This window comes from Streptomyces sp. 4N509B (assembly GCF_052245655.1).
Lineage (GTDB): Bacteria > Actinomycetota > Actinomycetes > Streptomycetales > Streptomycetaceae > Streptomyces.
Map to the genome: position 1 here is coordinate 1 of NZ_JBQQBZ010000056.1, position 22,176 is coordinate 22,176.

Annotated in this window: 21 protein-coding genes, 1 tRNA gene, 1 other RNA gene and 2 pseudogenes; 21 read left to right on the forward strand and 4 right to left on the reverse strand. The window is 72.2% G+C overall.

Annotation, left to right across the window (positions count from 1 at the left end; genetic code table 11):
- Nucleotides 1–121: 121 nt before the first annotated feature.
- From ACTWP5_RS30375 to ACTWP5_RS30385, 3 genes and pseudogenes are all read left to right on the forward strand, one after another.
- Nucleotides 122–571, forward strand: coding sequence for a helix-turn-helix domain-containing protein (locus tag ACTWP5_RS30375; RefSeq protein ID WP_443224390.1), 450 nt, complete (start codon nt 122–124; stop codon nt 569–571).
- Between the two features lie 94 nt (nt 572–665).
- Nucleotides 666–969, forward strand: a pseudogene (locus ACTWP5_RS30380) (helix-turn-helix domain-containing protein).
- A 10-nt stretch (nt 970–979) separates the two neighbouring features.
- Nucleotides 980–2,241: pseudogene (locus ACTWP5_RS30385) on the forward strand (tyrosine-type recombinase/integrase).
- Nucleotides 2,242–3,729: 1,488 nt separating this feature from the next.
- Here ACTWP5_RS30385 and ACTWP5_RS30390 read toward each other — a convergent pair.
- Together ACTWP5_RS30390 and ACTWP5_RS30395 are read right to left on the reverse strand one after the other, a co-directional pair.
- Nucleotides 3,730–4,104, reverse strand: a complete 375-nt coding sequence (locus ACTWP5_RS30390; RefSeq protein WP_443224391.1) for a hypothetical protein — start codon at nt 4,102–4,104, stop codon at nt 3,730–3,732.
- Nucleotides 4,098–4,508 carry an ATP-binding protein gene (locus ACTWP5_RS30395; RefSeq protein ID WP_443224392.1) on the reverse strand — a complete coding sequence of 137 codons (411 nt, stop codon included), beginning with the start codon at nt 4,506–4,508 and terminating at the stop codon, nt 4,098–4,100. The genes ACTWP5_RS30390 and ACTWP5_RS30395 overlap by 7 nt, the downstream gene beginning before the upstream one ends.
- 217 nt (nt 4,509–4,725) lie before the next feature.
- On the opposite strand from ACTWP5_RS30395, the gene ACTWP5_RS30400 reads away from it, so the two are divergent.
- From ACTWP5_RS30400 to ACTWP5_RS30445, 10 genes are all read left to right on the forward strand, one after another.
- Nucleotides 4,726–5,040 (forward strand): putative quinol monooxygenase, encoded by a 315-nt coding sequence (locus ACTWP5_RS30400; RefSeq protein WP_443224393.1) that lies wholly within the window; start codon nt 4,726–4,728, stop codon nt 5,038–5,040.
- Nucleotides 5,030–6,247, forward strand: a complete 1,218-nt coding sequence (locus tag ACTWP5_RS30405; RefSeq protein WP_443224394.1) for a helix-turn-helix domain-containing protein — start codon at nt 5,030–5,032, stop codon at nt 6,245–6,247. The genes ACTWP5_RS30400 and ACTWP5_RS30405 overlap by 11 nt, the downstream gene beginning before the upstream one ends.
- 328 nt (nt 6,248–6,575) lie before the next feature.
- Entirely contained in the window at nt 6,576–6,926 is a 351-nt protein-coding gene (locus ACTWP5_RS30410) for an SCO3933 family regulatory protein (protein ID WP_443224395.1), read from the forward strand.
- Between the two features lie 5 nt (nt 6,927–6,931).
- Nucleotides 6,932–8,305, forward strand: coding sequence for an FtsK/SpoIIIE domain-containing protein (locus ACTWP5_RS30415; RefSeq protein WP_443224396.1), 1,374 nt, complete (start codon nt 6,932–6,934; stop codon nt 8,303–8,305).
- Between the two features lie 107 nt (nt 8,306–8,412).
- Nucleotides 8,413–9,051: a DUF2637 domain-containing protein gene (locus tag ACTWP5_RS30420; protein WP_443224397.1), complete on the forward strand. Its 639-nt coding sequence runs from the start codon at nt 8,413–8,415 to the stop codon at nt 9,049–9,051.
- Nucleotides 9,052–9,063: 12 nt separating this feature from the next.
- Complete coding sequence (locus tag ACTWP5_RS30425) at nt 9,064–9,249, forward strand: mobile element transfer protein (RefSeq protein WP_443224398.1); 186 nt, start codon at nt 9,064–9,066, stop codon at nt 9,247–9,249.
- A gap of 14 nt (nt 9,250–9,263) precedes the next feature.
- Entirely contained in the window at nt 9,264–9,467 is a 204-nt protein-coding gene (locus ACTWP5_RS30430) for a hypothetical protein (RefSeq protein WP_443224399.1), read from the forward strand.
- A 134-nt stretch (nt 9,468–9,601) separates the two neighbouring features.
- A complete protein-coding gene (locus ACTWP5_RS30435; protein ID WP_443224417.1) occupies nt 9,602–10,954 on the forward strand; it encodes a replication initiator in 1,353 nt (450 codons plus the stop codon).
- Nucleotides 10,951–11,163: an excisionase family DNA-binding protein gene (locus tag ACTWP5_RS30440; RefSeq protein ID WP_443224400.1), complete on the forward strand. Its 213-nt coding sequence runs from the start codon at nt 10,951–10,953 to the stop codon at nt 11,161–11,163. Before ACTWP5_RS30435 ends, ACTWP5_RS30440 begins: the two co-directional genes overlap by 4 nt.
- A 9-nt stretch (nt 11,164–11,172) precedes the next feature.
- The gene (locus ACTWP5_RS30445) at nt 11,173–12,417 is read left to right on the forward strand and encodes a tyrosine-type recombinase/integrase (protein ID WP_443224401.1); all 1,245 of its coding nucleotides are present in this window, start codon (nt 11,173–11,175) and stop codon (nt 12,415–12,417) included.
- A gap of 81 nt (nt 12,418–12,498) precedes the next feature.
- On the opposite strand, the gene ACTWP5_RS30450 is transcribed toward ACTWP5_RS30445, so the two are convergent.
- Nucleotides 12,499–12,583: transfer RNA gene (locus ACTWP5_RS30450), tRNA-Ser, on the reverse strand.
- A gap of 60 nt (nt 12,584–12,643) precedes the next feature.
- On the opposite strand from ACTWP5_RS30450, the gene ffs reads away from it, so the two are divergent.
- The 5 genes from ffs (at nt 12,644) to ACTWP5_RS30475 (ending at nt 17,425) form a co-directional block, all read left to right on the forward strand.
- An RNA gene (gene ffs / locus ACTWP5_RS30455) (signal recognition particle sRNA small type) lies at nt 12,644–12,740 on the forward strand.
- A gap of 64 nt (nt 12,741–12,804) precedes the next feature.
- Nucleotides 12,805–15,252 carry a DNA polymerase III subunit gamma and tau gene (locus tag ACTWP5_RS30460; RefSeq protein WP_443224402.1) on the forward strand — a complete coding sequence of 816 codons (2,448 nt, stop codon included), beginning with the start codon at nt 12,805–12,807 and terminating at the stop codon, nt 15,250–15,252.
- A gap of 77 nt (nt 15,253–15,329) precedes the next feature.
- Nucleotides 15,330–15,671, forward strand: coding sequence for a YbaB/EbfC family nucleoid-associated protein (locus tag ACTWP5_RS30465; protein ID WP_443224403.1), 342 nt, complete (start codon nt 15,330–15,332; stop codon nt 15,669–15,671).
- Between the two features lie 354 nt (nt 15,672–16,025).
- The gene (gene recR, locus ACTWP5_RS30470) at nt 16,026–16,625 is read left to right on the forward strand and encodes a recombination mediator RecR (RefSeq protein ID WP_443224404.1); all 600 of its coding nucleotides are present in this window, start codon (nt 16,026–16,028) and stop codon (nt 16,623–16,625) included.
- Nucleotides 16,626–16,702: 77 nt separating this feature from the next.
- Nucleotides 16,703–17,425, forward strand: a complete 723-nt coding sequence (locus tag ACTWP5_RS30475) for a DUF5063 domain-containing protein (protein WP_443224405.1) — start codon at nt 16,703–16,705, stop codon at nt 17,423–17,425.
- Between the two features lie 80 nt (nt 17,426–17,505).
- Here ACTWP5_RS30475 and ACTWP5_RS30480 read toward each other — a convergent pair whose 3' ends face one another.
- Nucleotides 17,506–17,910 (reverse strand): J-domain-containing protein, encoded by a 405-nt coding sequence (locus ACTWP5_RS30480; RefSeq protein WP_443224406.1) that lies wholly within the window; start codon nt 17,908–17,910, stop codon nt 17,506–17,508.
- A 335-nt stretch (nt 17,911–18,245) separates the two neighbouring features.
- Between ACTWP5_RS30480 and ACTWP5_RS30485 the strand changes: the two genes are divergently transcribed.
- The 3 genes from ACTWP5_RS30485 to ACTWP5_RS30495 all read left to right on the forward strand — a co-directional run bounded on the left by ACTWP5_RS30485 (nt 18,246) and on the right by ACTWP5_RS30495 (nt 22,098).
- Nucleotides 18,246–19,553, forward strand: coding sequence for an aspartate kinase (locus ACTWP5_RS30485; protein ID WP_443224418.1), 1,308 nt, complete (start codon nt 18,246–18,248; stop codon nt 19,551–19,553).
- 425 nt (nt 19,554–19,978) lie between these two features.
- On the forward strand, nt 19,979–20,770 hold the full coding sequence (locus ACTWP5_RS30490; RefSeq protein ID WP_443224407.1) for a SigE family RNA polymerase sigma factor: 792 nt from the start codon (nt 19,979–19,981) through the stop codon (nt 20,768–20,770).
- On the forward strand, nt 20,767–22,098 hold the full coding sequence (locus ACTWP5_RS30495; RefSeq protein ID WP_443224408.1) for a hypothetical protein: 1,332 nt from the start codon (nt 20,767–20,769) through the stop codon (nt 22,096–22,098). Before ACTWP5_RS30490 ends, ACTWP5_RS30495 begins: the two co-directional genes overlap by 4 nt.
- Nucleotides 22,099–22,176: the final 78 nt, after the last annotated feature.

The following is a 22,176-nucleotide window of genomic DNA, read 5'->3' on the forward strand; positions in this document are numbered from 1 at the left end:
CGCCTCGATCGCCTCCTCCAGGCGGGCCAGGAGCCGCAGGTGCGCCTGGTGGAGGTGGCCGCCCTGGTGGAGGTAGCGGGTCTCCTGGTTGAGCAGGTTCCCCACCCGGGCCAGCGCGGTGGTGGCCAAGCTCGAACGGGAGACCCGCGGTTGGGGTACCAACTCCCTGTCCGACCGGCTGAACGCGGCGGGCTACGAGATCAACCCTTCCGCCGTGTGGCGCATCGAGAACGGCAAGCGTCGGGTCAACCTCGACGAGGCCATCGGGTTCGCTGAGGTCTTCGGCATCTCACTGGAGAACCTCGTCGGCCCGCCCCGCCTCGCGGCCCACTCCCGCGCCATGGACCTGGTTGAGCAGATCCGGCGTGGCTACCGCGAGGTCCACCACGCCAGCCTGGCCCTGACCCGCGCCCGCGACGCACTCGACGCCTACCTCGCCGAACACCCCGACGTCCGCGAGGAGGCCGAGGCCACCGTCCGCCAGGTCATCGCCGAAGAGTTCGCCCAGCTCCCCGACTCACCCGGCGACGGAACAAGACCCGGCAGCCCGTCCTCCGACGTCCCCGAGTGACCGATCACGTCAACCGATCGCCCATCCACGAACCATCAGCACCACCGGCCCACCGGGGTTGCCGCCCCGTGGTCGGACAGCACAGGAGCGTCCCATGCCCCAGTCCGCCATGCCCGTAGCCCAGATAGCCCACCTCCTCGGCGTCCCGCCGGAGGACCTGCACGCCCTCATGGGAGAACGCGGTGCCGCGTCCCACGGCGACCCCACCCTCGTCGCCCTCACCGTCGAGGAAGCCGCCCGCCCGGATCGGCATCGGCCGCACGAAGATGTACGAGTACGTCACCTCCGGCGAGATCCCCTCCGTCAAGATCGGCCGCCTGCGCCGCATCCCCGCCGAGGCCGTGGCGGAGTTCCTGACCCGGCGTGTGAATGCCGGCCGCTACACCACCGCAGCCTGAGGGGCCAGGCATGGCACGATCCCGCCAGCCCAACGGCGCCTCATCCATCTACCGTGGCAAGGACGGCCGCTGGCACGGCCGTGTCACCGTCGGTGTCAAGGACGACGGCACCCCAGACCGCCGTCACGTCAGCCGCGCTACGCGCGCCGAGGTGACCAAGGCCGTCCGCGAGCTCGAACGACAGCGCGACGCCGGCACCGTCCGCAAGGCCGGACAGGTCTGGACGGTCACCTCGTGGCTGACCCACTGGGTGGAGAACATCGCCGCCCCGCACGTGTCAGAGAACACCATCGACGGCTACCGCGTCGCGGTCTACCACCACCTCATTCCCGGCCTCGGTGCGCACCGGCTGGAGAAGCTGGAGCCCGAACACCTGGAGCGCTTCTACACCAGGATGCAGGCGTCCGGTAGCGCCGCCGGCACCGCTCACCAGGCTCACCGCACCATCCGCGCCGCCCTCAACGAGGCCGTCCGCCGCCGTCACCTCACCGTCAGTCCCGCCACCATCGCCAAAGCGCCCCGTCTGGAAGAGGAGGAGGTCGAGCCGTACTCCGTCGAGGAGATCCAGCGGATCCTCAAGGAGGCTGAGCAGCACCGCAACACCGCCCGCTGGGTCATCGCTCTCGCTCTCGGTCTGCGCCAAGGTGAGGTGCTGGGCCTCAAGTGGGACGACATCGACGCCGAGGCCGGCGTCATCCGTGTCCGCCGAGGCCGCCTGCGTCCCCGCTACCAGCACGGTTGTGGTGATTCCTGCGGACGTAAGCCCGGCTACTGCCCGCAGCGGGTCACCGTCCGCCGTGAGACCAAGGACACCAAATCCCGCGCCGGGCGGCGGCCCATCGGCGTCCCTCACGAGCTGATGACGCTCCTCGAACGCCACCGGGCGGAGCAGGACCGTGAGCGGGCCCTCGCCCGCGACCTGTGGACCGAGAAGGGCTACGTCTTCACCAGCCCGACCGGTGATCCGCTCAACCCCAACACCGACTACCACAAGTGGAAGGAGCTGCTACGAGCTGCTGGCGTCCGCGACGGCCGGCTCCACGACGCCCGCCACACCGCCGGCACCGTCCTGCTCATCCTCGGCGTCCCCACGCCGCCGTCGACGCGATCATGGGCTGGGAACCAGGCAACTCGGCTCGCATGCGTCGCCGCTACCAACACCTCACCGGTCGCGTCCTACGCGACACCGCTGCCAAGATCGGCGGACTGCTCTGGGGACCGACGGCAGCCAGCACCGAACACGGTGCGCCGTCCCCAGACCGACCGTTGTAGGCAGAGTCAACAGTTCACCCTCGGACGTCCCACCGGAAGCCGACTCGTCCCCGCAGGGCAGCCTCCATCGGTCTCGGCCTGCCAGAGGTCCGGAGCGATTGCATCAACTGCAACCAAAACTGCAACCACGACACAACGTGGGCCCCGACCGCAGTGCGGTCGGGGCCCACGTACAGCCCGGTGAGAGCTGGGCGGAGGATACGAGATTCGAACTCGTGAGGGTGTGAACCCAACACGCTTTCCAAGTCTGTTGGTGGCCTGCTGACAGTCGTCCACCGTCGTTCACCTGCGTCTACGCCCGTCCGGCGGTGTCTCCCGGACGCCACTGCCACACCGAGCTAAACGGGCGCGGACGCTGGCGAATGAGACGGAAACTGAGACGGTCGACAGTGGGGCTGTGTCAGCCGCTCGACTGTGGTGACCTTCTGGTCCGTCCTCTGTGCAGACTGGTCATCTATCGTCGTTGCGGGAGCGGTTGGGGCGGCGAGAGCCACCATGAACCGGTGCCGGCTGCTGTGGTTGTTGCACTGCGTTGCTGTACAGCACCTCTAGGAACCGGAAGTGAGAGGGTTCATCCCAGAGCCTGAATCAATGCCGCGACTCCCAGGAGCAGGGTACCGATCGCAGCTACAGCTGAGGCCCCAACGCGCACAGCGGCTATGCTGTGCCATCCTCCGCTAGGCTCATCGTCGGCAGGCTTGGCAGGGGAATCCATGTCATTCCTTCCAGCGCATCGATTTGGTGTGTTCTGAGCCCCGTTCGGCGTCTGGCGAGACTTTGCGAGCGGGGCTCCCTTACGGCCATGGACCGTAGCAGCGCTGGAGCGCCACCGGTGTTTGCAGTACCTCAATCTGGTCTGCGGGGCGCATCCGGGTGACGAGCGGCTAACTTGGGGCAAGTTTGCGTCAAGTTGCCCCAAGTATGACCCCTTTCGTCACTTGCCGCGCTCGTGAGACGGAGTGCGATGCCCTACGAAAGCTCGCGATCTGCTGCGAACTGCTGCGAAGTCGAAAGCCAAGTTGCGCCGGCATCTTGAAAGTGATCTTTAGTTCATATAGGGAATATCTGCGAGAAGGCATGGCTGAAAAATATCGATGCCATACCGAAAGGGAGCCCACAGGGCGGAAACGTTGGCCGGTCGGTGGAGCGGGTTTGGGCGGTGTCCTGTCGGGGTTGGGGTCGGGCATGGGCAGGGGGCCGTACGCTTGCCCGCGCTATCGGGCGGGGCGGAGCCCTGCCCGGTGAATCCGGCCGATGGCCCCCTGGCCATGCCCGACGCGGGCCCCGGGCTCGACAGGTGCGTAAAGCCGTGGAGCCGACCCCCAGCCACGGCGAACCCCTCTCACGGCAACCGGGTTCGCGCCTGAGCTGGTGCGCGGCCGGCGGGCGCGGGTCGGAGCGGGGCGGAGACAGGAGCGGCGGCCCGGGGCCGGCGGTGCCGCGCGCGCCGCGCCTGGGCGCGGCGCCTTGAAGGCGTAGAGAAGGTTGTTACTCGCCGGGCTGGGTGGGTTGTTGGCGTTGGTCGTGGCGTTGGCGGTCGCGTTCGATCTCGGTGGCGACGGTTTCGGCGCAGTCGAGGACCATGCGGAGATCGCGGAGGATGCCGGTGCGGGCCTGGTGGATGAGGTCGGCGTGGGTGAGGGGGGTCTCGTCGTTCTCGGTGGGGGTCCAGAAGCCTCGGTGGCTGTTCTCGCGGACGGTGTTGCGGCAGTACTGGATCACGGAGTCCATCGCGCCTCGGATCAGGTGCTGGTAGCTGGTTTCGGTCTCGGGGTCTAACCGGGCGCCGTGGTGCGGCTCGTTCTCGTGCTCGTGGTCCTGGTGCTCGTGCTCGTTCGGGGTGTCGGGGGTGGTGGTCAGCATGGCTGGGGCTGTCGGGCCGGGGTGGTGGCGAGGTGGGCGGTGACGGTGTGGCCGTGGTGGTCGCCGTAGATGGTGACGCGGGTGGCGTAGGCGGTGACGAGGGCAAGGCCGCGTCCGTGGGGTGTGCAGGCGTCGGGCTGCTCGACGTGGGGCGTGCTGGTGGTGCCTCCGGCGTCGGTGACCGCGATCGTCACAGGGCCGTCGTCGGCGGCGGCAATGGTCAGGGTGAGGGTGAAGCCGTCTGTGGCGCTGGCGGTGTGGGTGATGGCGTTGGCGGCCAGTTCGGTGACGATCAGCGCGGCGTCGTCGGTGTGGGGGTGGTTGCCCAGGATGGCGCGGGTCCAGTGGCGGGCACGGGTGACGTCCTCGGCACGCCCGGGGAAGGTACGGCGATGGGTCGGCATGGCGTCCTCCATCCGTGATGACCTGCGGTTTTCCAGGACCGGAGGGTGCGGACCGGCTGACAGGAACCGCAGCGACACGTAGAATAAGTACCAGCACAGTACCTAAAATCCCGGCGACGAAAATACGAGATCGTACTTTTGGTGCGGGCCACGTCCCGCCTAGCGTTCGCCCTAGCTCGGTGCACCGCCGGGATGCCGACGACGAGAGGACCTGAGGATGTTCGGGTTGATGGTGCGGTTCACCTGCAAGGACGAGGCCGCCGCTGAAGCGTTCGATGACCTGGTGACACGCACCGGAGAGCAGATCCGTGCGAACGAACCCGGAACGGTGATCTACACGGTGCACCGTGTTGACGGCCGTCCGCTCCAGCGGATCTTCTACGAGCTCTACCGCGACGAGGCGGCGTTCGAGACCCACGAGACGCAGGACTACGTGCGCTCCTTCCTCACCGAGCGGGAGCAGTACCTCGCCTCGACCGAGGTCGACCGCCTGGACTTCATGTCCGGCAAGGGCGTGCCCGGTGAGCGCTGAGTACGTCAAGGCCCTCGGACGCAAGATCGCCTTCCACCGCAAGCGTCGGGGCCTGTCGCAGAAGGAGTTCGCCGGTCTGCTCGACCGCTCCGAAGCCTGGGTGTCCCAGGTGGAGCGGGGCGTGCGGCGCGTGGACCGGATGACGGTGCTGGAGAAGGTCGCCGAGGTCCTGGACATCCCCGTGGGGGAGCTGGCCGCCGAGGCACCCATCGTGGCGTCCGTCGCCGAGGGCGAGACCTCCCCCGGCGCGAGCCGGCTCCGTCTCGTCCTCAGCGCGGCCCACTCGCTGAAAGCGGTCCTCGGACAGCCGGAGCCGCCCGACGTCCCGTCGTTGCGCGCCGAGGTGGAACGCGCCTGGACGCTCGTGCACCAGGGCGACTACGCCGACCTCGCCGAACTCCTCGAAGGACTGGTGCCCCGACTGGAGGCCGCCACCCGCGCCGGCACGGACGACGAACGGCCCGACCTCTTCCGCCTGCTGGCCTCGATGTACCACGCCTTCAGCGCCGCACTGGCGAACATGGGCGAGTCCGAGGCGGCCTGGATCGCCGTCGACCGCGCCGTCGTCGCCGCCGAACGCGCGGGCGACCCCCTGCTGATGGCGGCCGGCGAGTTCCGCCTGTCGATCGTCTTCCTCGGCGCCCGCCACTACCACCAGGCCGCCACCGTCTCCGGCACCTCCGCTGAAGCGCTCACCCACCTCGCCGACACCGCCGAGCCCCAGGCCGTCGCGCTGCGCGGTGCCCTCACCCTCCAACGCGCCCTCGCGGCAGGCCGGCTGAACCAGGCCGAGGAGGCATACGCCCATCTCCGCCAGGCCAAGGCGATGGCCGAGCAGGTGGGAGAGGGCCGCAACGACTACAACACCGAGTTCGGCCCCACCAACGTCGCCCTGCACGAGGTTTCCGTGGCCGTCGACCTCGGCGACGCCGGGGTCGCCCTCCGCGCCGCGCAGGCCGTCGACCCCTCCGGCCTGTCTCCCGAACGCCAGGCCCGCTTCCGTATCGACCTCGCCAAGGCGCACGCTCAACGCCGCCAGGTCGCCGAAGCCGTCACCGCGCTGGAGGACGCCCGCCGCATCCTCCCGGAGTGGTTCCGCGCCAAGCCGGCCGTGAAGCAGCTGATCGCCGACCTGCTGGCGATGAGCCCGCTGCCGTCGGATCAGCTCCGGTCCCTCGCCCGGGAGTTGGGCGTACAAGAAATGTGAGTCAGTACCAGAAGTACTAGACAGTACTCAAAGTACGGGTTACTGTGGTGAGTGTCGGCACGCCCCTCTCCGCATCCAGCGGGGAGGGAGGTGCGGGCATGCGAACGCGTCGGACAGGAAGGCAGCCTCGTCCGACGCGGGAGCGGCAAGGGCCACAGACAGATGTGGCCCGAGCGGGAGGCAGTCCCACTCAGGCCGGGTGCGTCGTTGGCATCAACGCTCTCAGCAGCGTAGCGCGCCCTACCCGTATGCGGTCAACCTCCCGTTGTGCACCGATCCATCATCATTTGCGCCCGCTCGTCGGGCGCGGCACAAGGGAGTACTTCACGTGCGCACGATCCGTGTGGAAACGACGTCCGCGACCATCCTCCTCACCGAGGAGCCGGCCCCGAAGCTGCGCGACCGCAGGACGGGCGAGGTCGCCAAGGACGCCGTGACCGGAGAGACGCTGATGCGTCTCAGCGTCGTCTACATCCAGGACGGCGAGTCCTCGCTGATCCAGGTCACCGTTCCCCAGGGCGGTGTCTCCGAGGGCCTGACGCTCGGCGCCCCCGTTGCCCTGCCCGGCCTGGTGGCGCGGCCCTGGGAGTCGGTCTTCAACGGGCAGGAGCGCCACGGCATCGCCTACCGCGCGGCGGCCGTCGCTCCGGCGTCCTTCCCCGTCGCGGCGGGGGCCTGAGCGCCATGTCCGAACTCCTGACAGCGCTCGGGGTGGGCGGCCCGGTCGCCGCGCTCGGCGCCACCGCCGCCTACACCCGGGCCAGACACCCCGCCGCCTACTGGTCGGCGTTCGGCCTGCCGATCTCGACCGCCCGCCTGCTGGGCTCCTACGGCTCGGTCATGGAGGCGTGCGGGCTGACCGTCGCCCCCTCCCGCCTCCGGGCCTTGGCCGTGCGAGCGACAACGCGCCGCGAGGTGCGGCCCGTTCCGCCTCGGCGCGGGCTGCCGCGTCCGACCTCGACCGGCCTGCGGCTGCGGCTCCGCCTCGCCCCCGGCCAGGAGGTCGCGGACGTGGCGGCGTCGACCGAACGGCTCCGTCACGCCTGGGCCGTCCACGCCGTTCACGTCGCCGAGGTCAAGCCCGGGACGGTCGAGCTGCGGCTGATCGGCTTCGACGTGCTCCGCACCGTCCGCATGCCCCGCAGGACCGACGGCGGATACCTCCGCATCCCGGTGGCGCTGCGGGAGGACGCGACCGCGTTCCTCCGGGACTACCGCGCCGTGCCGCACGCGCTCACCCTCGGCGCCACCCTGTCGGGCAAGTCCACGTACCAACGACAGCTGCTGTGCGGGCTGGCCGGCCAGAACGTGGCGCTGGTCGGCGTCGACTGCAAGCGCGGCGTCGAGCTGGCCCCGTTCGCGCCTCGGCTCACGGCCCTGGCGACCGACCCGGGGCAGGCTGCCGAGCTGCTGCCGGCCCTGGTCGGGCTGATGGAGGAACGCTACGACCTGATACGCGCCCGCCAGAGCATCCCGCCGGACGTCGCGGCCGAGGAGATCACCTCGGACGTGTGGGGCCTGCCCGAGGAGGAACGGCCGGTCCCGGTGGTGGTGTTCATCGACGAGGTGGCCGAGCTGTTCCTCACCTCGACCCGCAAGGACGAGGAACGGCGCGACGAGATGGTCACGCACCTGGTCCGCCTCGCGCAGCTCGGTCGCGCCGCCGGCATCTACCTGGAGGTCTGTGGCCAGCGTTTCGGCGCCGAGCTGGGCAAGGGCGCGACCATGCTCCGCGCACAGCTCACCGGCCGCGTCTGCCACCGCGTCAACGACGAAGCCTCGGCGAAGATGGCGCTGGGCGACATCGCCCCCGAAGCGGTGGCGACCGCCTGCACCATCCCGGCCGAGCGTCCGGGCCTGGCCGTGGCCGGCGACACCTCCGGCGGCTGGTCCCGTATCCGCACCCCGTTCCTGTCCCTGGCCGAGGCCGCCGCGCGCTGCCGTGCCTCCGCGCACCTGACGCCCGACGTGCCGGCGCTGAAGCGCTTCGCGCCGCTGGCCACGCTGCCCATGCCCCTGCCCGTGCCCTCGACGGACGTCGACCCGGCGACCGCCTGACCCGCACGAACCCCTTCCCCTCTTCCCTCCCTCAACGGTCGGCGCGACTGCTTCGCGCCGCGTCCCTACCCCCGCCATGCCTCCAACAGGAAGGAGGTGACCCCACCATGCGGTCACGTCTGGCTCAGGTCGACGCCGTGCTCGTCCAAGCGGTCATCGCCGCGTCGCTGTCGTTCGCGCACATCCACGACCTCGCGGCGGCGGCCGGACAGGACGGCTGGAAGGCGTGGGCCTACCCCGTCTCCGTCGACCTGCTGCTCGTTGCCGCCTGGCGCCGGCTACGTACCGGAGAGGGCAGGGCCGCCGGCTGGTGCTGGTTCCTCATTGCGCTGGTGGCCTCGCTCGGTGCCAACGTCGCCACCGCCGGGCTGCTGGACATGAACGACGTGCCGGTCTGGCTGCGCATCCTCGTCGCCGGCTGGCCGGCCGTCGCCTTCCTCGGCGGCACCCTGCTGGCTCACGCCCCGACACCCAAGCCCCCGCCCGTCGACCACGACGTCGACGTCGAGCGCCTGGCGGTCGAGGCCGACGAGGACCAGGCGCACGCCGCGCCGCCGACTCCACCCTCACCGCCTCCGCCTCCGGTGCCCGTGCCCGTGTCCGTGCCGGACGGCCTGATCACCCACGCGCGGAAGGTCGCCGCCGAGCACCACGCCCGCACCGGAACCCCCATCGACACACCCACCCTCACCGCCCGGCTCAGCGTCCCCGCGCCGCTGGCCAAAGCCATCGCCGCCCGCCTCTGAAAGGGACACCGCATGCTCCGCCGCTTCCGCAACGTCGTCCGACTCGGCCCGGTCGAGGTCGGCACCGGGACCGACCTCCACGGACGGGAGAAGCACACCGTCGCGTGCACCGCGCCGCGCTGCGGCTTCTCCGCCGAGTACGACACCCGCTCCGGCGCCGAACTCGCCGCCCGCACCCACCGCTGCCCCGTCCACTGAACGGAGTCCACGCCGTGACCGTCAGCCTGCCCCTCGTCGTCATCCTCGGCCTGATCGCCTGGGGCGCCGTGAAGTTCCTCGGCGTTCGCCCCTGGCTCGTCCTTGTCATCGCCCTGTTCGGCTTCTACCTCTCCGACACCTTCGCCGCCCCCGCCATCGACTCCGGCACCCGCACCGGTGTCGACATCGTCAACGACCAGAGCGACCAGCAGGACTGAGACCCCGCAGCACCAGAAACGCCCCGGGGCGGCCTCGATACCGCCAAGCATCCGCCGCCCCGGGGCTGAACACCTCCACGACCGCGAGATCGCGAAGGAGCACTCCCATCATCACCCGAACCACCCCGCCGCCCCTGCCCGAACTGGGCAGGCTCGCCGCCACGGGCACCTTCCCGGCCCTCGCCCGGCAACTCGCCGGCCTCGGCGGCTGCGTCCGCCCCGTCCGCCTCTCCGGACACCGCACGGAACACCACCTCGACACCACGACCGGCGAGATCGGCCGCGTCCTGCGACACCTGGAGGGCGCCGAGCTGCCCGCCGGCCACCTGCTGACCCGCTGCAACAACCGCCGCGCGACCCGCTGCCCCGCCTGCGCCGAGGTCTACCGCCGCGACACCTTCCACCTGATCACCGCCGGCCTGCGCGGCGGCAAGGGCACCCCGGAACGCGTCGCCACCCACCCCCGCGTCTTCGTCACCCTCACCGCGCCGAGCTTCGGCCCCGTCCACAACCGCCCCACCGGCCGGCCCGCCTGCCGCTGCGGTGCCGTCCACACCCCCGACGACGAACGCCTCGGCACCGCCATCGACCCCGACCGCTACGACTACGAAGCCGCGGTGCTGTGGAACGCCAACGCCGGGAACCTCTGGCGGCGCTTCACCATCTACCTCCGCCGCGAGATCGCCAAGCGCGCCGGACTCACCCAACGGGCCTTCGCCGACCACGCCCGCGTCTCCTTCGCCAAGGTCGCCGAGTACCAGAAGCGCGGCGCCGTCCACTTCCACGCCGTCATCCGCCTCGACGGCCCCGACGGCAGCGCCACCCCGCCCCCGGCCTGGGCGACGGCCGAGCTGCTGGCCGACGCCCTCCGCGCCGCCGCCACCGCCACGACCATCCCCGGCCCGGTCGTCGACGGACGCCCCCACACCTTCACCTTCGGCCGACAGCTCGACGTGCGCGCCATCCGATCCGCCGACCTCGACGGCGACACCGAGCTGACCGACCAGGCCGTCGCCGGCTACATCGCCAAGTACGCCACCAAGGGCGCCGAGACCGCCACCGGCACCCTCGACCGCCCCTTGCGCTTCCTCGCCGACCTCGCGCCCCTCAACCTCCCCGACCACGCCCGCCGCCTCATCCGCGCCGCCTGGAGACTCGGCGCCCGAAAGGACCTCGAACACCTTCGGCTGCGCGCCTGGGCCCACATGCTCGGCTTCCGAGGCCACTTCTCCACCAAGTCCCGCCGCTACTCCACCACCCTCACCGCCCTCCGCGACGCCCGCGCCACCTGGCGCCGCACCCAGTCCGGCGAGACCGACCACCCCGAGGACACCACCCTCGTCCTCACCCACTGGACCTACGCCGGCACTGGCCTCAGCCCCGCCGAGGAATGGCTTTCGGCCGGCGTCGCCCTGGCCGAGCAGATCAACCGCGCTACGGCACGCGAAGCATTCGCCGAACTGACACCCCGGGAGGTGCGGCCGTGATCGATACGCGAGACGCCACAGCGGTTCTCCTGACCGTTGAGGAGGCGGCCCGACGACTCCGGATCGGCCGGACGACGTGCTATGCGCTGATCGCCTCGGGGGAGATCGAGTCCGTCACCGTGGGGCGGCTTCGCCGGGTCCCCGCCGACGCCGTACCCGCCTACGTCGCCAAGCTGCGCGGTGCGCCCAACGCCGCGATGGCGGCATGAGGGGCGGTCATGACGGACAGCACCCAGAAGAAGCGGACCAGACAGCCCAACGGGGCGTCCTCGATCTACCTCGGGAAGGACGGGAAGTGGCACGGTCGCGTGACCGTGGGCGTCCGGGACGACGGCAAGCCCGACCGCCGGCATGTCGAGCGCAAGACACGGGCTGAGGTCACCAAGGCCGTCCGCGAGCTGGAGAAGCTGCGGGACGCAGGCAGGCTGCGCAAGGCGGGAAAGCGGTGGACGGTTCAAGCCTGGCTTGAACACTGGGTGGAGAACATCGCCAAGCCGTATGTCTCGGAGAACACCTACGACGGTTACGAGGTCGATGTCCGCGTGCACCTGGTGCCGGGCCTCGGAGCCCATCGGCTCGACGGCTTGGAGCCGGAGCACCTGGAGCGCTTCTACCAGAAGATGCAACGCAACGGCAGCGCCGCCGCGACGGCCCACCACGTGCACCGGACCATGCGCGTCGCCCTCGGCCAGGCCGTGAGGCGCGGCCACGTAGCCGTCAACGTCGCGGAGATCGCCAAGGCGCCCCGGCTCGAAGAGGAGGACATCGAGCCGTACACCATCGAGGAGGTGCAACGGCTGCTCCTGGAGGCGTCGAAGCTCCGCAACAGCGCCCGGTGGGTCGTCGCCCTGGCCCTCGGCCTGCGGCAGGGGGAAGCCCTCGGGCTGCACTGGGAAGACGTCGACCTGGACGCGGGCTATCTGCGCACCCGGAAGAACCGGCTGCGCCCGAAGTACGCGCACGGCTGCGGTGACACCTGCGGGCGGGCGGCCGGTTACTGCCCACAGAGGGAGCAGGTCCGGCGCGAGTACAAGTCAACGAAGTCCCGTGCCGGGCGTCGAACGATCGGGCTACCCGATCCGCTGGTCACGTTGCTCCGCCGACACCAGGAGGAGCAGGCGGCGGAACGGTTGGCGGCCGGTCCGGCCTGGCTGGGCAAGGGCTACGTCTTCGCCTCGCCGGTCGGCGGGCCGCTGAGCCCCAACACCGACTACCACGTCTGGAAGCAGCTCCTGCGGGACGCGGGGGTTCGTGACGGTCGGCTGCATGACGCCCGTCACACCGCCGCGACCGTGCTGCTGATCCTCGGCGTCCCGGACGTCGTCGTGGACGCGATCATGGGTTGGGAACCGGGCGGCGCCGCGCGGATGCGGGCCCGGTACATGCACATCACGGGACCCGTGCTGAAGAAGGTGGCCGGGCAGGTCGGGGACGCGCTGTGGGGGTCTCCGGAGACCAACTGAGACGGAAAGTGAGACGGAACAACGAAGGCCCCCGGCCGTGGATGGCGGCGGGGGCCTTCAAACAGCCCGGTGAGAGCTGAGCGGAGGATACGAGATTCGAACTCGTGAGGGTGTGAACCCAACACGCTTTCCAAGCGTGCGCCCTAGGCCTCTAGGCGAATCCTCCGCCGGACACCTTACAAGACGGGGGCGTGCGGTTGCGAACCGCTTCATCCGGTAGGCTGGCGGCAGCCCCTCGCGCGGCGTTACCTCGTTGAACTCCCCCAGGGCCGGAAGGCAGCAAGGGTAGACGGGCTCTGTCGGGTGCGTGAGGGGCCCTCGTGTGTCCGGGGGCGGCCCGGTGCGAGGCCGGGGAGGGTGTCAGTGGGGGCCGATATCGTCGGTGTCGTGTCCTCCCTCGCGCTGTATCGCCGCTATCGACCCGAGACCTTCGCCGAGGTCATCGGGCAGGAGCATGTGACCGACCCACTCCAGCAGGCCCTGCGGAACGACCGGGTCAACCACGCGTACCTGTTCAGCGGCCCGCGCGGCTGCGGAAAGACGACGAGCGCACGCATCCTCGCCCGCTGCCTGAACTGCGAGCAGGGCCCCACGCCCACCCCCTGTGGGGAGTGCCGTTCCTGCCTCGACCTCGCGCGCAACGGCCCCGGGTCGATCGACGTGATCGAGATCGACGCGGCCTCGCACGGGGGCGTGGACGACGCGCGTGAGCTGCGGGAGAAGGCGTTCTTCGGCCCGGCGGCCAGCCGTTTCAAGATCTACATCATCGACGAGGCGCACATGGTCACCCCGGCGGGGTTCAACGCCCTGCTGAAGGTGGTGGAGGAGCCGCCGGAGCACCTGAAGTTCATCTTCGCGACGACGGAGCCGGAGAAGGTCATCGGCACCATCCGCTCCCGCACCCACCACTACCCCTTCCGGCTCGTGCCGCCCGGCACGCTGCGGGACTACCTGGCGCAGGTCTGTGAGCACGAGGCGATCCCGGTGGAGCCGGCCGTGCTGCCGCTGGTGGTGCGGGCCGGCGCGGGGTCCGTGCGGGACTCGATGTCGGTGATGGACCAGCTGCTGGCGGGCGCGGACGAGGGCGGCGTCACGTACGAGATGGCCACCGCGCTCCTCGGGTACACGGACGCGGCCATGCTCGACGCCGTCGTCGACGCCTTCGTGGCCGGCGACGGCGCGGCGGCGTTCGGCGTGGTGGACCGGGTGATCGAGGGGGGTCTCGACCCGCGGCGCTTCGTCGCGGACCTGCTGGAGCGGCTGCGTGACCTGCTGATCCTCGCGGCGGTGCCGGACGCGGGGGAGAAGGGCCTGCTGGACGTCCCGGCGGACGTGCTGGACCGGATGCGGGCGCAGGCCGCGGCGCTGGGCCCGGCGGAGCTGAGCCGGGCGGCCGACCTGGTGAACACGGGCCTGACCGAGATGCGCGGCGCGACGTCGCCGCGACTTCAGCTTGAGCTGATCTGTGCCCGGGTGCTGCTGCCGGCGGCGTACGGGGACGAGCGGTCGCTGCTGGCCCGCGTGGACCGGCTGGAGCGCGGGGGCGGTCTGACGGCTGGCGGCGGGATGGCCGGCGGTGCGACGGTCGGTGGTGGGATGGCTGGCGGTGGTGTGGCCGGGGCGCGGGGCGGGCAGCCGCCGGCCGCGCAGCCGGCGGCGGAGGTGCCCGCGGCTCCCGCGGCTCCCGCGGCGCCGCCCGTGGCCGCCGTCCCGCCGGGTGAGCAGCCCGGCGGGGGGCCTGGCGACGCCGGGCCGGCCACCTCCGGTGACCGCGAGGGGCGGCCCGGCGCCTGGCCGTCCGCCGCGTCGCCGGCGCCCGAGGCACCCGCCGCCGGTCCGCCCCCCGGGGCGTGGCCGGGCGGCACCCGCGCCGCCGGGCCCGGGCAGGACGCCGGCTCGGGCGCAAGGCCCGGCGCCTGGCCCACCGGTGGCGGCCAGGCCGCCGGCGGCGCGCCCGCCGGTCCCGTCCCGGGCGCGGCCCCACCCGCTGCCGCCCCACCCGCTGCCCCGCAGGCCGCCGCCGGGGTCGGGGACGTCGGACAGGTCCGGGACATGTGGCCGCGCATCCTTGAGGCGGTCAAGGGCCGCCGCAGGTACAGCTGGATCCTCCTCAGCCAGAACGCGCAGGTCGTCGGCTTCGACGGGAGCACCCTGCGGCTCGGCTTCGCCTCCGCCGGCGCCCGGGACAACTTCGTGAACAGCGGCAGCGAGGACGTGCTGCGTCAGGCGCTGGGCGAGGCGATGGGCGTGCAGTGGCGCATCGAGGCGGTGGTGGACGCCGGTGGTGGCCCGCCGCCCGGCCCGGGTTTCGGGCCAGGGCCGGGAGGGCCAGCCGGCGGGCCACGGGGCGAGGGGCCCGGCCCCGGCGGGTTCCCGTCGCCGGGCGCGTCGCCGCCGCCCGGGGCCCCCGCGGCGGGGCCCGGCGCGCCGCCGCCGTCACGGGCCCAGGAACAGCCCCGCGAGCAGCCCCAGGGCCCGGCACGGCAGCAGCAGCCGCCGCCGGTGGCCGGTCCGGCGGCAGCGCCGCCCGCCGCGCCCGACCACCGCGACGCCGCGCCTCCTCGGGGAGCCGCCGTCGCCACCGTGCCGGGGCCGGCGGGCCCCGGGCGCGGGGCGGGCCCAGGGCGGGGCGACGCCGCCCCGGCGGTGGGCCCGGTCGACACGGACTACGCGCCGGGCGCGGACGACGCCTTCGACGAGGCCGCCGAGATCGACCCGGAGGACCCGCCGGCCCCCGGCCCCGGCAGCGGGGTGCCCCTCGGCGGGCTCGCTGGCCAGGAGTTGATCATCCGGGAGCTGGGAGCCACCGTCATCGAGGAGTTCCACCACGAGTGAGACCGCGGGGCCCACAGCCCGTAGGCTCGGTGCTGTACGGGCAGGCCGTACGGAAGCGACGGACCGGGAGTGACGCCGTGTTCCCTGGTGGTGGTGGGGTCGACATGCAGCAGCTGCTGCAGCAGGCCCAGAAGATGCAGCAGGACCTCGCCGCGGCCCAGCAGGAGCTGGCCGAGGCGCAGGTGGAGGGCACGGCGGGCGGCGGGCTGGTCAGGGCCACGGTCAGCGGCTCTGGTGAGCTGACGGCCCTGGAGATCGACCCGAAGGCGGTCGACCCCGAGGACACCGAGACCCTGGCCGACCTGGTGATCGCCGCCGTGCGCGACGCGAACAACGCGGCCCAGGAGCTGGCCAAGGTCAAGCTCGGCCCGCTCGCCCAGGGGCTGGGCGGAGGCGGCATGCCCGGCCTGCCCCTCTAGCACGGCAGACGACGCGCCGCGCACGACGCGCGACCCACGCGGCGCGAGGGCGCGCGGCGCGGCGTGGAGGCGGGGCAGCACGGAGGCGCCGGGCCGTCGCGGGCACCGCGGTGGGGGCACGGCCAGCCGGGGCGACGCGTCGTGGCACCGCCGACACGCGCCCGCGAGCCGCTCGCGAGCCGCCCGAGGACCGCCCCGACAGCCGTCCGGGAGTACTCCCGGGTAATCGGGGCACGGGCCGGACGAGCGGTGTGGGCGGCGAGAGCGGTGTGAGCGGGTGGTGAGCGGCGTGAGCGGCTCGCGGCATGGAACGGACCGGATCGGGACCGGCACAGGAGACGACGGGAGATCGCTGTGTACGAAGGCGTGGTCCAGGACCTCATCGACGAACTGGGCAGGCTGCCCGGCGTCGGCCCCAAGAGCGCCCAGCGGATCGCCTTCCACATCCTGCAGGCCGAGCCCGCCGACGTCCGCCGTCTCGCGCACGCGCTGACCGAGGTCAAGGAGAAGGTCCGGTTCTGCTCGGTCTGCGGGAACGTCGCGCAGGAGGAGCAGTGCCGGGTCTGCCAGGACCCCCGCCGCGACCTCTCGCTGATCTGCGTGGTCGAGGAGCCCAAGGACGTCGTTGCGATCGAGCGCACCCGCGAGTTCCGTGGCCGGTACCACGTGCTGGGCGGCGCGATCAGCCCGATCGACGGCGTGGGCCCGGACGACCTGCGGATCAGGGAGCTGCTGACGCGCCTCGCCGACGGGACGGTCACCGAGCTGATCCTCGCCACCGACCCCAACCTCGAGGGCGAGGCGACCGCGACGTACCTGGCCCGCATGGTCAGCCCCATGGGCCTGCGCGTCACTCGGCTAGCCAGCGGACTGCCCGTCGGGGGAGACTTGGAGTACGCCGACGAGGTCACGCTGGGGCGGGCCTTCGAGGGGAGGCGGCTGCTGGATGTGTAGCGATGTGTAGTGATGAGTAGCGACGAGGGTGCAACGACGAGGGGCCAGAAGGAGCCAGGCCCAGGGGAGGCGACCGCGTGATGTCCGAGACCGCCGAAACCGCCGAGACCACCGAGGTCACGGGAGCCAGCGGAGGCGTCGGTGTCGCCGGCACGAGCGGCCTGACCGCGGACGGCCCCGACAGCTTCGCCGTGCAGATCGCTGACCAGGTCGAGAGCTTCACCGTCGCCGTGGCCGAGGTCGCCAAGGGTGACGATCCGGACAGTGCGGTGCCCTACCTGCTGCTCCAGGTCTCGCAGCTGCTGCTGGCCGGCGGCCGGCTCGGCGCGTACGAGGACATCGTTCCCGAGGAGCGGTACGAGCCGGACACCGGCCCCGAGCCGGACATGGACGAGCTGCGGGAGCAGCTGGGCGCGCTGCTGGCGCCGGTCGACGTCTACTCCGAGGTGTTCGACCCGTACGTGCCGCGCAGCACCCCGGTGGCCGCGCGCATCTCCGACGACCTCGCCGACATCGTCAGCGACCTGCGGCACGGCATGGCCCACTACCGGGCGGGGCGCGTCACCGAGGCCCTGTGGTGGTGGCAGTTCTCGTACCTCACGAACTGGGGGCCGACCGCCAGCGCCACCCTGCGTGCCCTCCAGTCGCTCGTCGCCCACGTTCGGCTCGACACGCCGCTGGCGGAGCTCGACGGGCTCGACACCGACAGCGACGCCGAGGACGGTGACCTGGAGCGCCAGGCCGGGCGCGTCATGGCGGCGGAGCTCGCCAGCCCGCTGGGGCTGAAGCCCGAGAGCTGAGCGGGGCCCGGCGCCGCGTCCCGGCACCGCGTCCTGCCGCCGCGGGCGTCACGTCCTGCCGCCGCGGGCCCCACGTCGCGCTACGAGGAGGCGCGGCGCTCCCGCCACTCGGCCACGACCTGCTCGACGTCGAACGGCGTCAGCCCGAGCGGCGGCCCGTCCTGCGGCCGGCGCAGCGCCTCGCGGATCCTCTCGTTGATCTCCGCGACGATCCGTCGGACCACGCGCTCCGACGGCGCCCGCGCCGCCTCCGCCAACGCGTCCTCCGCCTCCTTCCGCAGCCGCAGCGTCGACGGCAACACGGAGACGCCCTCGCGGCGCAGCTTCTCCTTCACCCACCAGTTCTCGTCGTAGGGCTCGTTCGTCGCCGGGAGCGGCTTGCCCGCGCCGGGCAGGGCGTCGAACGCGCCCCGCTCCGTCGCCTCGCGGATCTGGCGGTCCACCCAGGACTCGAAGCTGACTCCCGGCGGTTTGCGTTCCGTCATCGCGTGCCCTCCGTCATCGCGTGCCCTCCGTGTCCCGCGCTCCCGCGTGCCCCCGTGTCCCGCGCCCTGCTCCCCGCGCGGCCTTCGGACACGCGCTCCGTTGAAGCCTTCCTCCCATCATCGCCGACACGCCCCCCGGCCGGCCGGGGGGCGCCCGCCGAGGGCGGCCGTGTGAGGTCCCTAACGTTTCGCGGCCGTTTCCGTGTGCTCCTCACTCTCCGGGGGCAGGGGTCGTCGCGGACCGGGCGGTTGATGACGATTCGCTCGGTAGACTTCATCGGGCCGTGGCCGCAGCAACGGCTACGGAGAGTGAGAGAGACGAGGTGCGAGCAGACGTGGGCCTGGTCGTGCAGAAGTACGGCGGCTCCTCCGTCGCTGATGCCGAGGGCATCAAGCGCGTCGCCAAGCGGGTCGTCGAGGCGAAGAAGCACGGCCACCAGGTGGTCGTGGTCGTCTCGGCGATGGGCGACACGACGGACGAGCTGATCGATCTCGCCGCCGAGGTGTCACCCGTCGCGTCCGGCCGCGAGCTGGACATGCTGCTGACCGCCGGAGAGCGGATCTCCATGGCGCTGTTGGCGATGGCGATCAAGGCGCTCGGGCACGAGGCGCAGTCGTTCACCGGGAGCCAGGCCGGGGTGATCACCGACTCCACGCACAACCGTGCGCGGATCATCGACGTCACGCCGGGCCGTATCCAGTCCTCGGTCAACAAGGGGAACATCGCGATCGTCGCCGGCTTCCAGGGCGTGTCGCAGAGCAGCAAGGACATCACGACCCTGGGCCGCGGCGGTTCGGACACCACGGCCGTGGCGCTGGCCGCCGCGCTGGGCGCGGAGGTGTGCGAGATCTACACCGACGTGGACGGGGTGTTCACCGCCGATCCGCGCGTGGTCAAGCGGGCCCGTAAGATCGACTGGATCTCCTACGAGGACATGCTGGAGCTGGCGAGCTCCGGCTCGAAGGTCCTGCTGCACCGTTGCGTCGAGTACGCCCGGCGGTACAACATCCCGATCCACGTCAGGTCGTCGTTCTCGGGCCTTCCGGGCACCTGGGTCAGCAGCGAGCCGCCCGAACAGCGAGGACAGCGAGGACAGCAGCAGCAAGGGGAGCACGAGACCATGGAGCAGGCGATCATCTCGGGGGTCGCGCACGACACCTCCGAGGCGAAGGTCACGGTCGTCGGGGTGCCGGACAAGCCGGGCGAGGCCGCGTTGATCTTCCGCGCCATCGCGGACGCCGAGATCAACATCGACATGGTGGTGCAGAACGTCTCCGCCGCGGCCACCGGGCTGACGGACATCTCCTTCACCCTCCCGAAGTCCGAGGGGCGGCGCGTCATCGCCGCGCTGGAGCGGCACCGCGCGGGCATCGGCTTCGAGGCGCTGCGCTACGACGACCAGGTCGCGAAGATCTCCCTCGTCGGGGCGGGCATGAAGACGAACCCCGGGGTCTGCGCCACCTTCTTCGAGGCGCTCGCCGGGGCCGGGGTCAACGTGGAGCTGATCTCGACGTCCGAGATCCGGATCTCCGTCGTCACGCGCGAGGAGGAGGTCAACGACGCCGTCCGCGCGGTCCACACCGCGTTCGGGCTGGACAGCGAGAACGACGAGGCCGTCGTCTACGGCGGCACCGGGCGGTGAAGGCCGTCAGCGGTGGTCCGTCCGCCGGTGGTGACCCGTCGAGGGTGACCGCCGCGGGCTTGCCCGACGGCGGGCCGCCCCGGCGGCCCCCCGAGGCGTTCCGCCCCGAGGACGAGGCTCCGGCCGTCCTGACGGCGTCCCCGAGCGGGATGTGAAGCTTTTGTAATCGAGTCGCAGGCTCGGATGGCTTGCTCTGAACCGGACCGGGCGAGACGATTTCAACTCCCCGCATCGACACGGTTGCTCGTTCGCACGGCAACCGACGGCGGTGCGGGGTGCGTCTTTGTGGGCCACCAGTGAGGCTCCTGGCGCAGAGCTTGTCAGGATATGTCGGGGTAGGCGGTGACTATGAGGTCGTATGGCCCATCAACCGGCAACCTGCCCGCGCCATACAACCTTTCCGGGGAAGAACGTGTCCAACAGGCGTGGCAGAGGTTCTCTCATTCGCGACAGCGCCCAGGCGACGCGCCCCGGCGCGCCGCTCCGCCACGGCCACGGTGTCGGCTCCGACCAGACGCCCGGACGACGGGGGCATGCCGGTGATCGCTCCGGTCCCGGCCTCCCGGCCCGCGCCCTTCCGCGCCCGCGGCGGCGGTCGCACGGACAGCGGCGCCATGACTGACAGCACCCTCGGCGAGGTGGCGGGTGCCTCCGGGTCCGTGCGGGCCGCGGGTACCGACACGGCCGAGGTCGCCCAGGCCACCGAGGCCGTCGAGGGTGCCGAGGGCACCACGGTCGACTTCCTGACCGAGACGTACCGCGCGCACTACCGCCCCCTCCTCGGCCTGGCCGCCCTCCTGCTCGACGACACGGCCTCCTGCGAGGACGTGGTCCAGGAGGCGTTCATCCGCGTCCACGCCGCCAGGAACCGCATCCGCGACCCCGAGAAGACCCTCGCCTACCTGCGACAGACCGTCGTCAACCTCTCCCGTTCCACACTGCGCCGCCGCATCCTCGGCCTCCGGCTGCTCTCGCGGCCCATGCCCGACGCGGCCAGCGCCGAGGAGGGCGCGTACGAGCAGTTGGAACGGGCAGACCTGATCAAGGCGATGCGAGGGCTGCAACGCCGCCAGCGCGAGGTTCTCGTGCTGCGCTACTTCGCCGACATGAGCGAGGCCGAGGTCGCCAGCACGCTCGGCATCTCGGCCGGCTCGGTCAAGGCGTACGGCTCGCGCGGCATAGCGGCGCTGCGCGTCGCCATGGAGGCCGCAACATGAGTGAGCGCGATCCCGGCTTCCACCTCGGCCAGCGCAGACCCCCTGGCCGGGGCGGCGCCGAAGACACCCATGCCCCGGGCGCCCACGCGTCGGGCCCCCACGCCTCGGCCGCCCACGCCCCGGCGGACGGGCGCGCCTGTCGCAACGGCCGGCTCGGAGCCCGGCAGAACGGCTTCGAGGACACCGAGGAGGTCCTGCGCCGCCTGCTGCGGGACACCGTGAGCGAACTGGAACCCTCCCCCGACTCGTTGACGCAGCTGCGGCTCGCCGTGCCCGCGCGGCGTCGCAGGCGCCGCCAGCTGGTCGTGGGCGTCGCCGCCTCCGTCGTCCTGCTGGGCGTGGGCGCGCCGCTGATGGTGCACACCGCGGCCACGGCGGGCGGGGACGGCGGCACGCTCAACGCGGGCGGCGGCAGCGACCTCGGCGAGGACGACGTCGGCGGCACGGGCGGCCTGGACGGCACCGGCCTGCACGACGCGGGCGGCGCCACGCAGCCGCCCCTCGGCGAGGACGCGGGCGGCGGCGAGGGCGAGAGCGACACCCCGAGCGGCGGCGCCGAGACGACGGAGGGCGCGTCCGAGTCCGGCACCACGGACATCCTGCCCGCGGCCTCCGACCCCTGCACCCGCTCACAGCTGGGCGAGGCCGAGACCGTGGCGCAGGAGCCGGACGCCTCGGGACAGATCTACGGGGCCTTCCGCCTGGTGAACGTCTCCAGCGAGTCCTGCGTGGTGGCCGGCTCGGGCGAGTTGGCGGCCCTCCCGTACGGCGGGACGACCACCGCGGACGTGCAGGTCGTCCAGAACGTCGAGGGCGGCGCGGCCACGGCCCTGCCCGAGCCGGTCGAGCCGGACACGGTGCTCCTGCTGACGCCGGGCACGGGCTTCGAGGTGCGCTTCGCCTACGTTCCCGAGACGGGCGCGGTGGGCGGCGGCTGCACCCAGTCGGGCTCGACCGACGAGCCGACCACCGACCCCACCGAGCCGTCCTCCGGCACGGGCGAGCCGACGCGTGCCACCGTCGACGACGGCACCGGCAGCCCCGACCCGGCGGCGGAGACCGGCGGCGGCGCGGGCGGCAGCGTCGGCACGCCGGACGGCGGCGGCACGGGCGACAGCTCGGCGGGCGCGAACGGCGACCCCGACAGCGGCGCCGCCGGCGGCGGCGGCGACACCGGCGACAACGGCGGGAGCGAGCCCACCGTCGACAGCGGCGTGGTGCTGGAGTACATCCCGGCCGCGGGCGAACCGGGGGCGCAGGTGACGCTGCCGGGCGTCTGTTCCGGCACGGTGTACCACACGGGCGTCCTCCAGACCTCCGCGTCCTAAAGGCTGTCCCGGTGGCCCGCCCGCCACAGGGCGGCCCGGGCCGCCCGGCCGGGGGACTGTCGGCGGGACGGACTACCG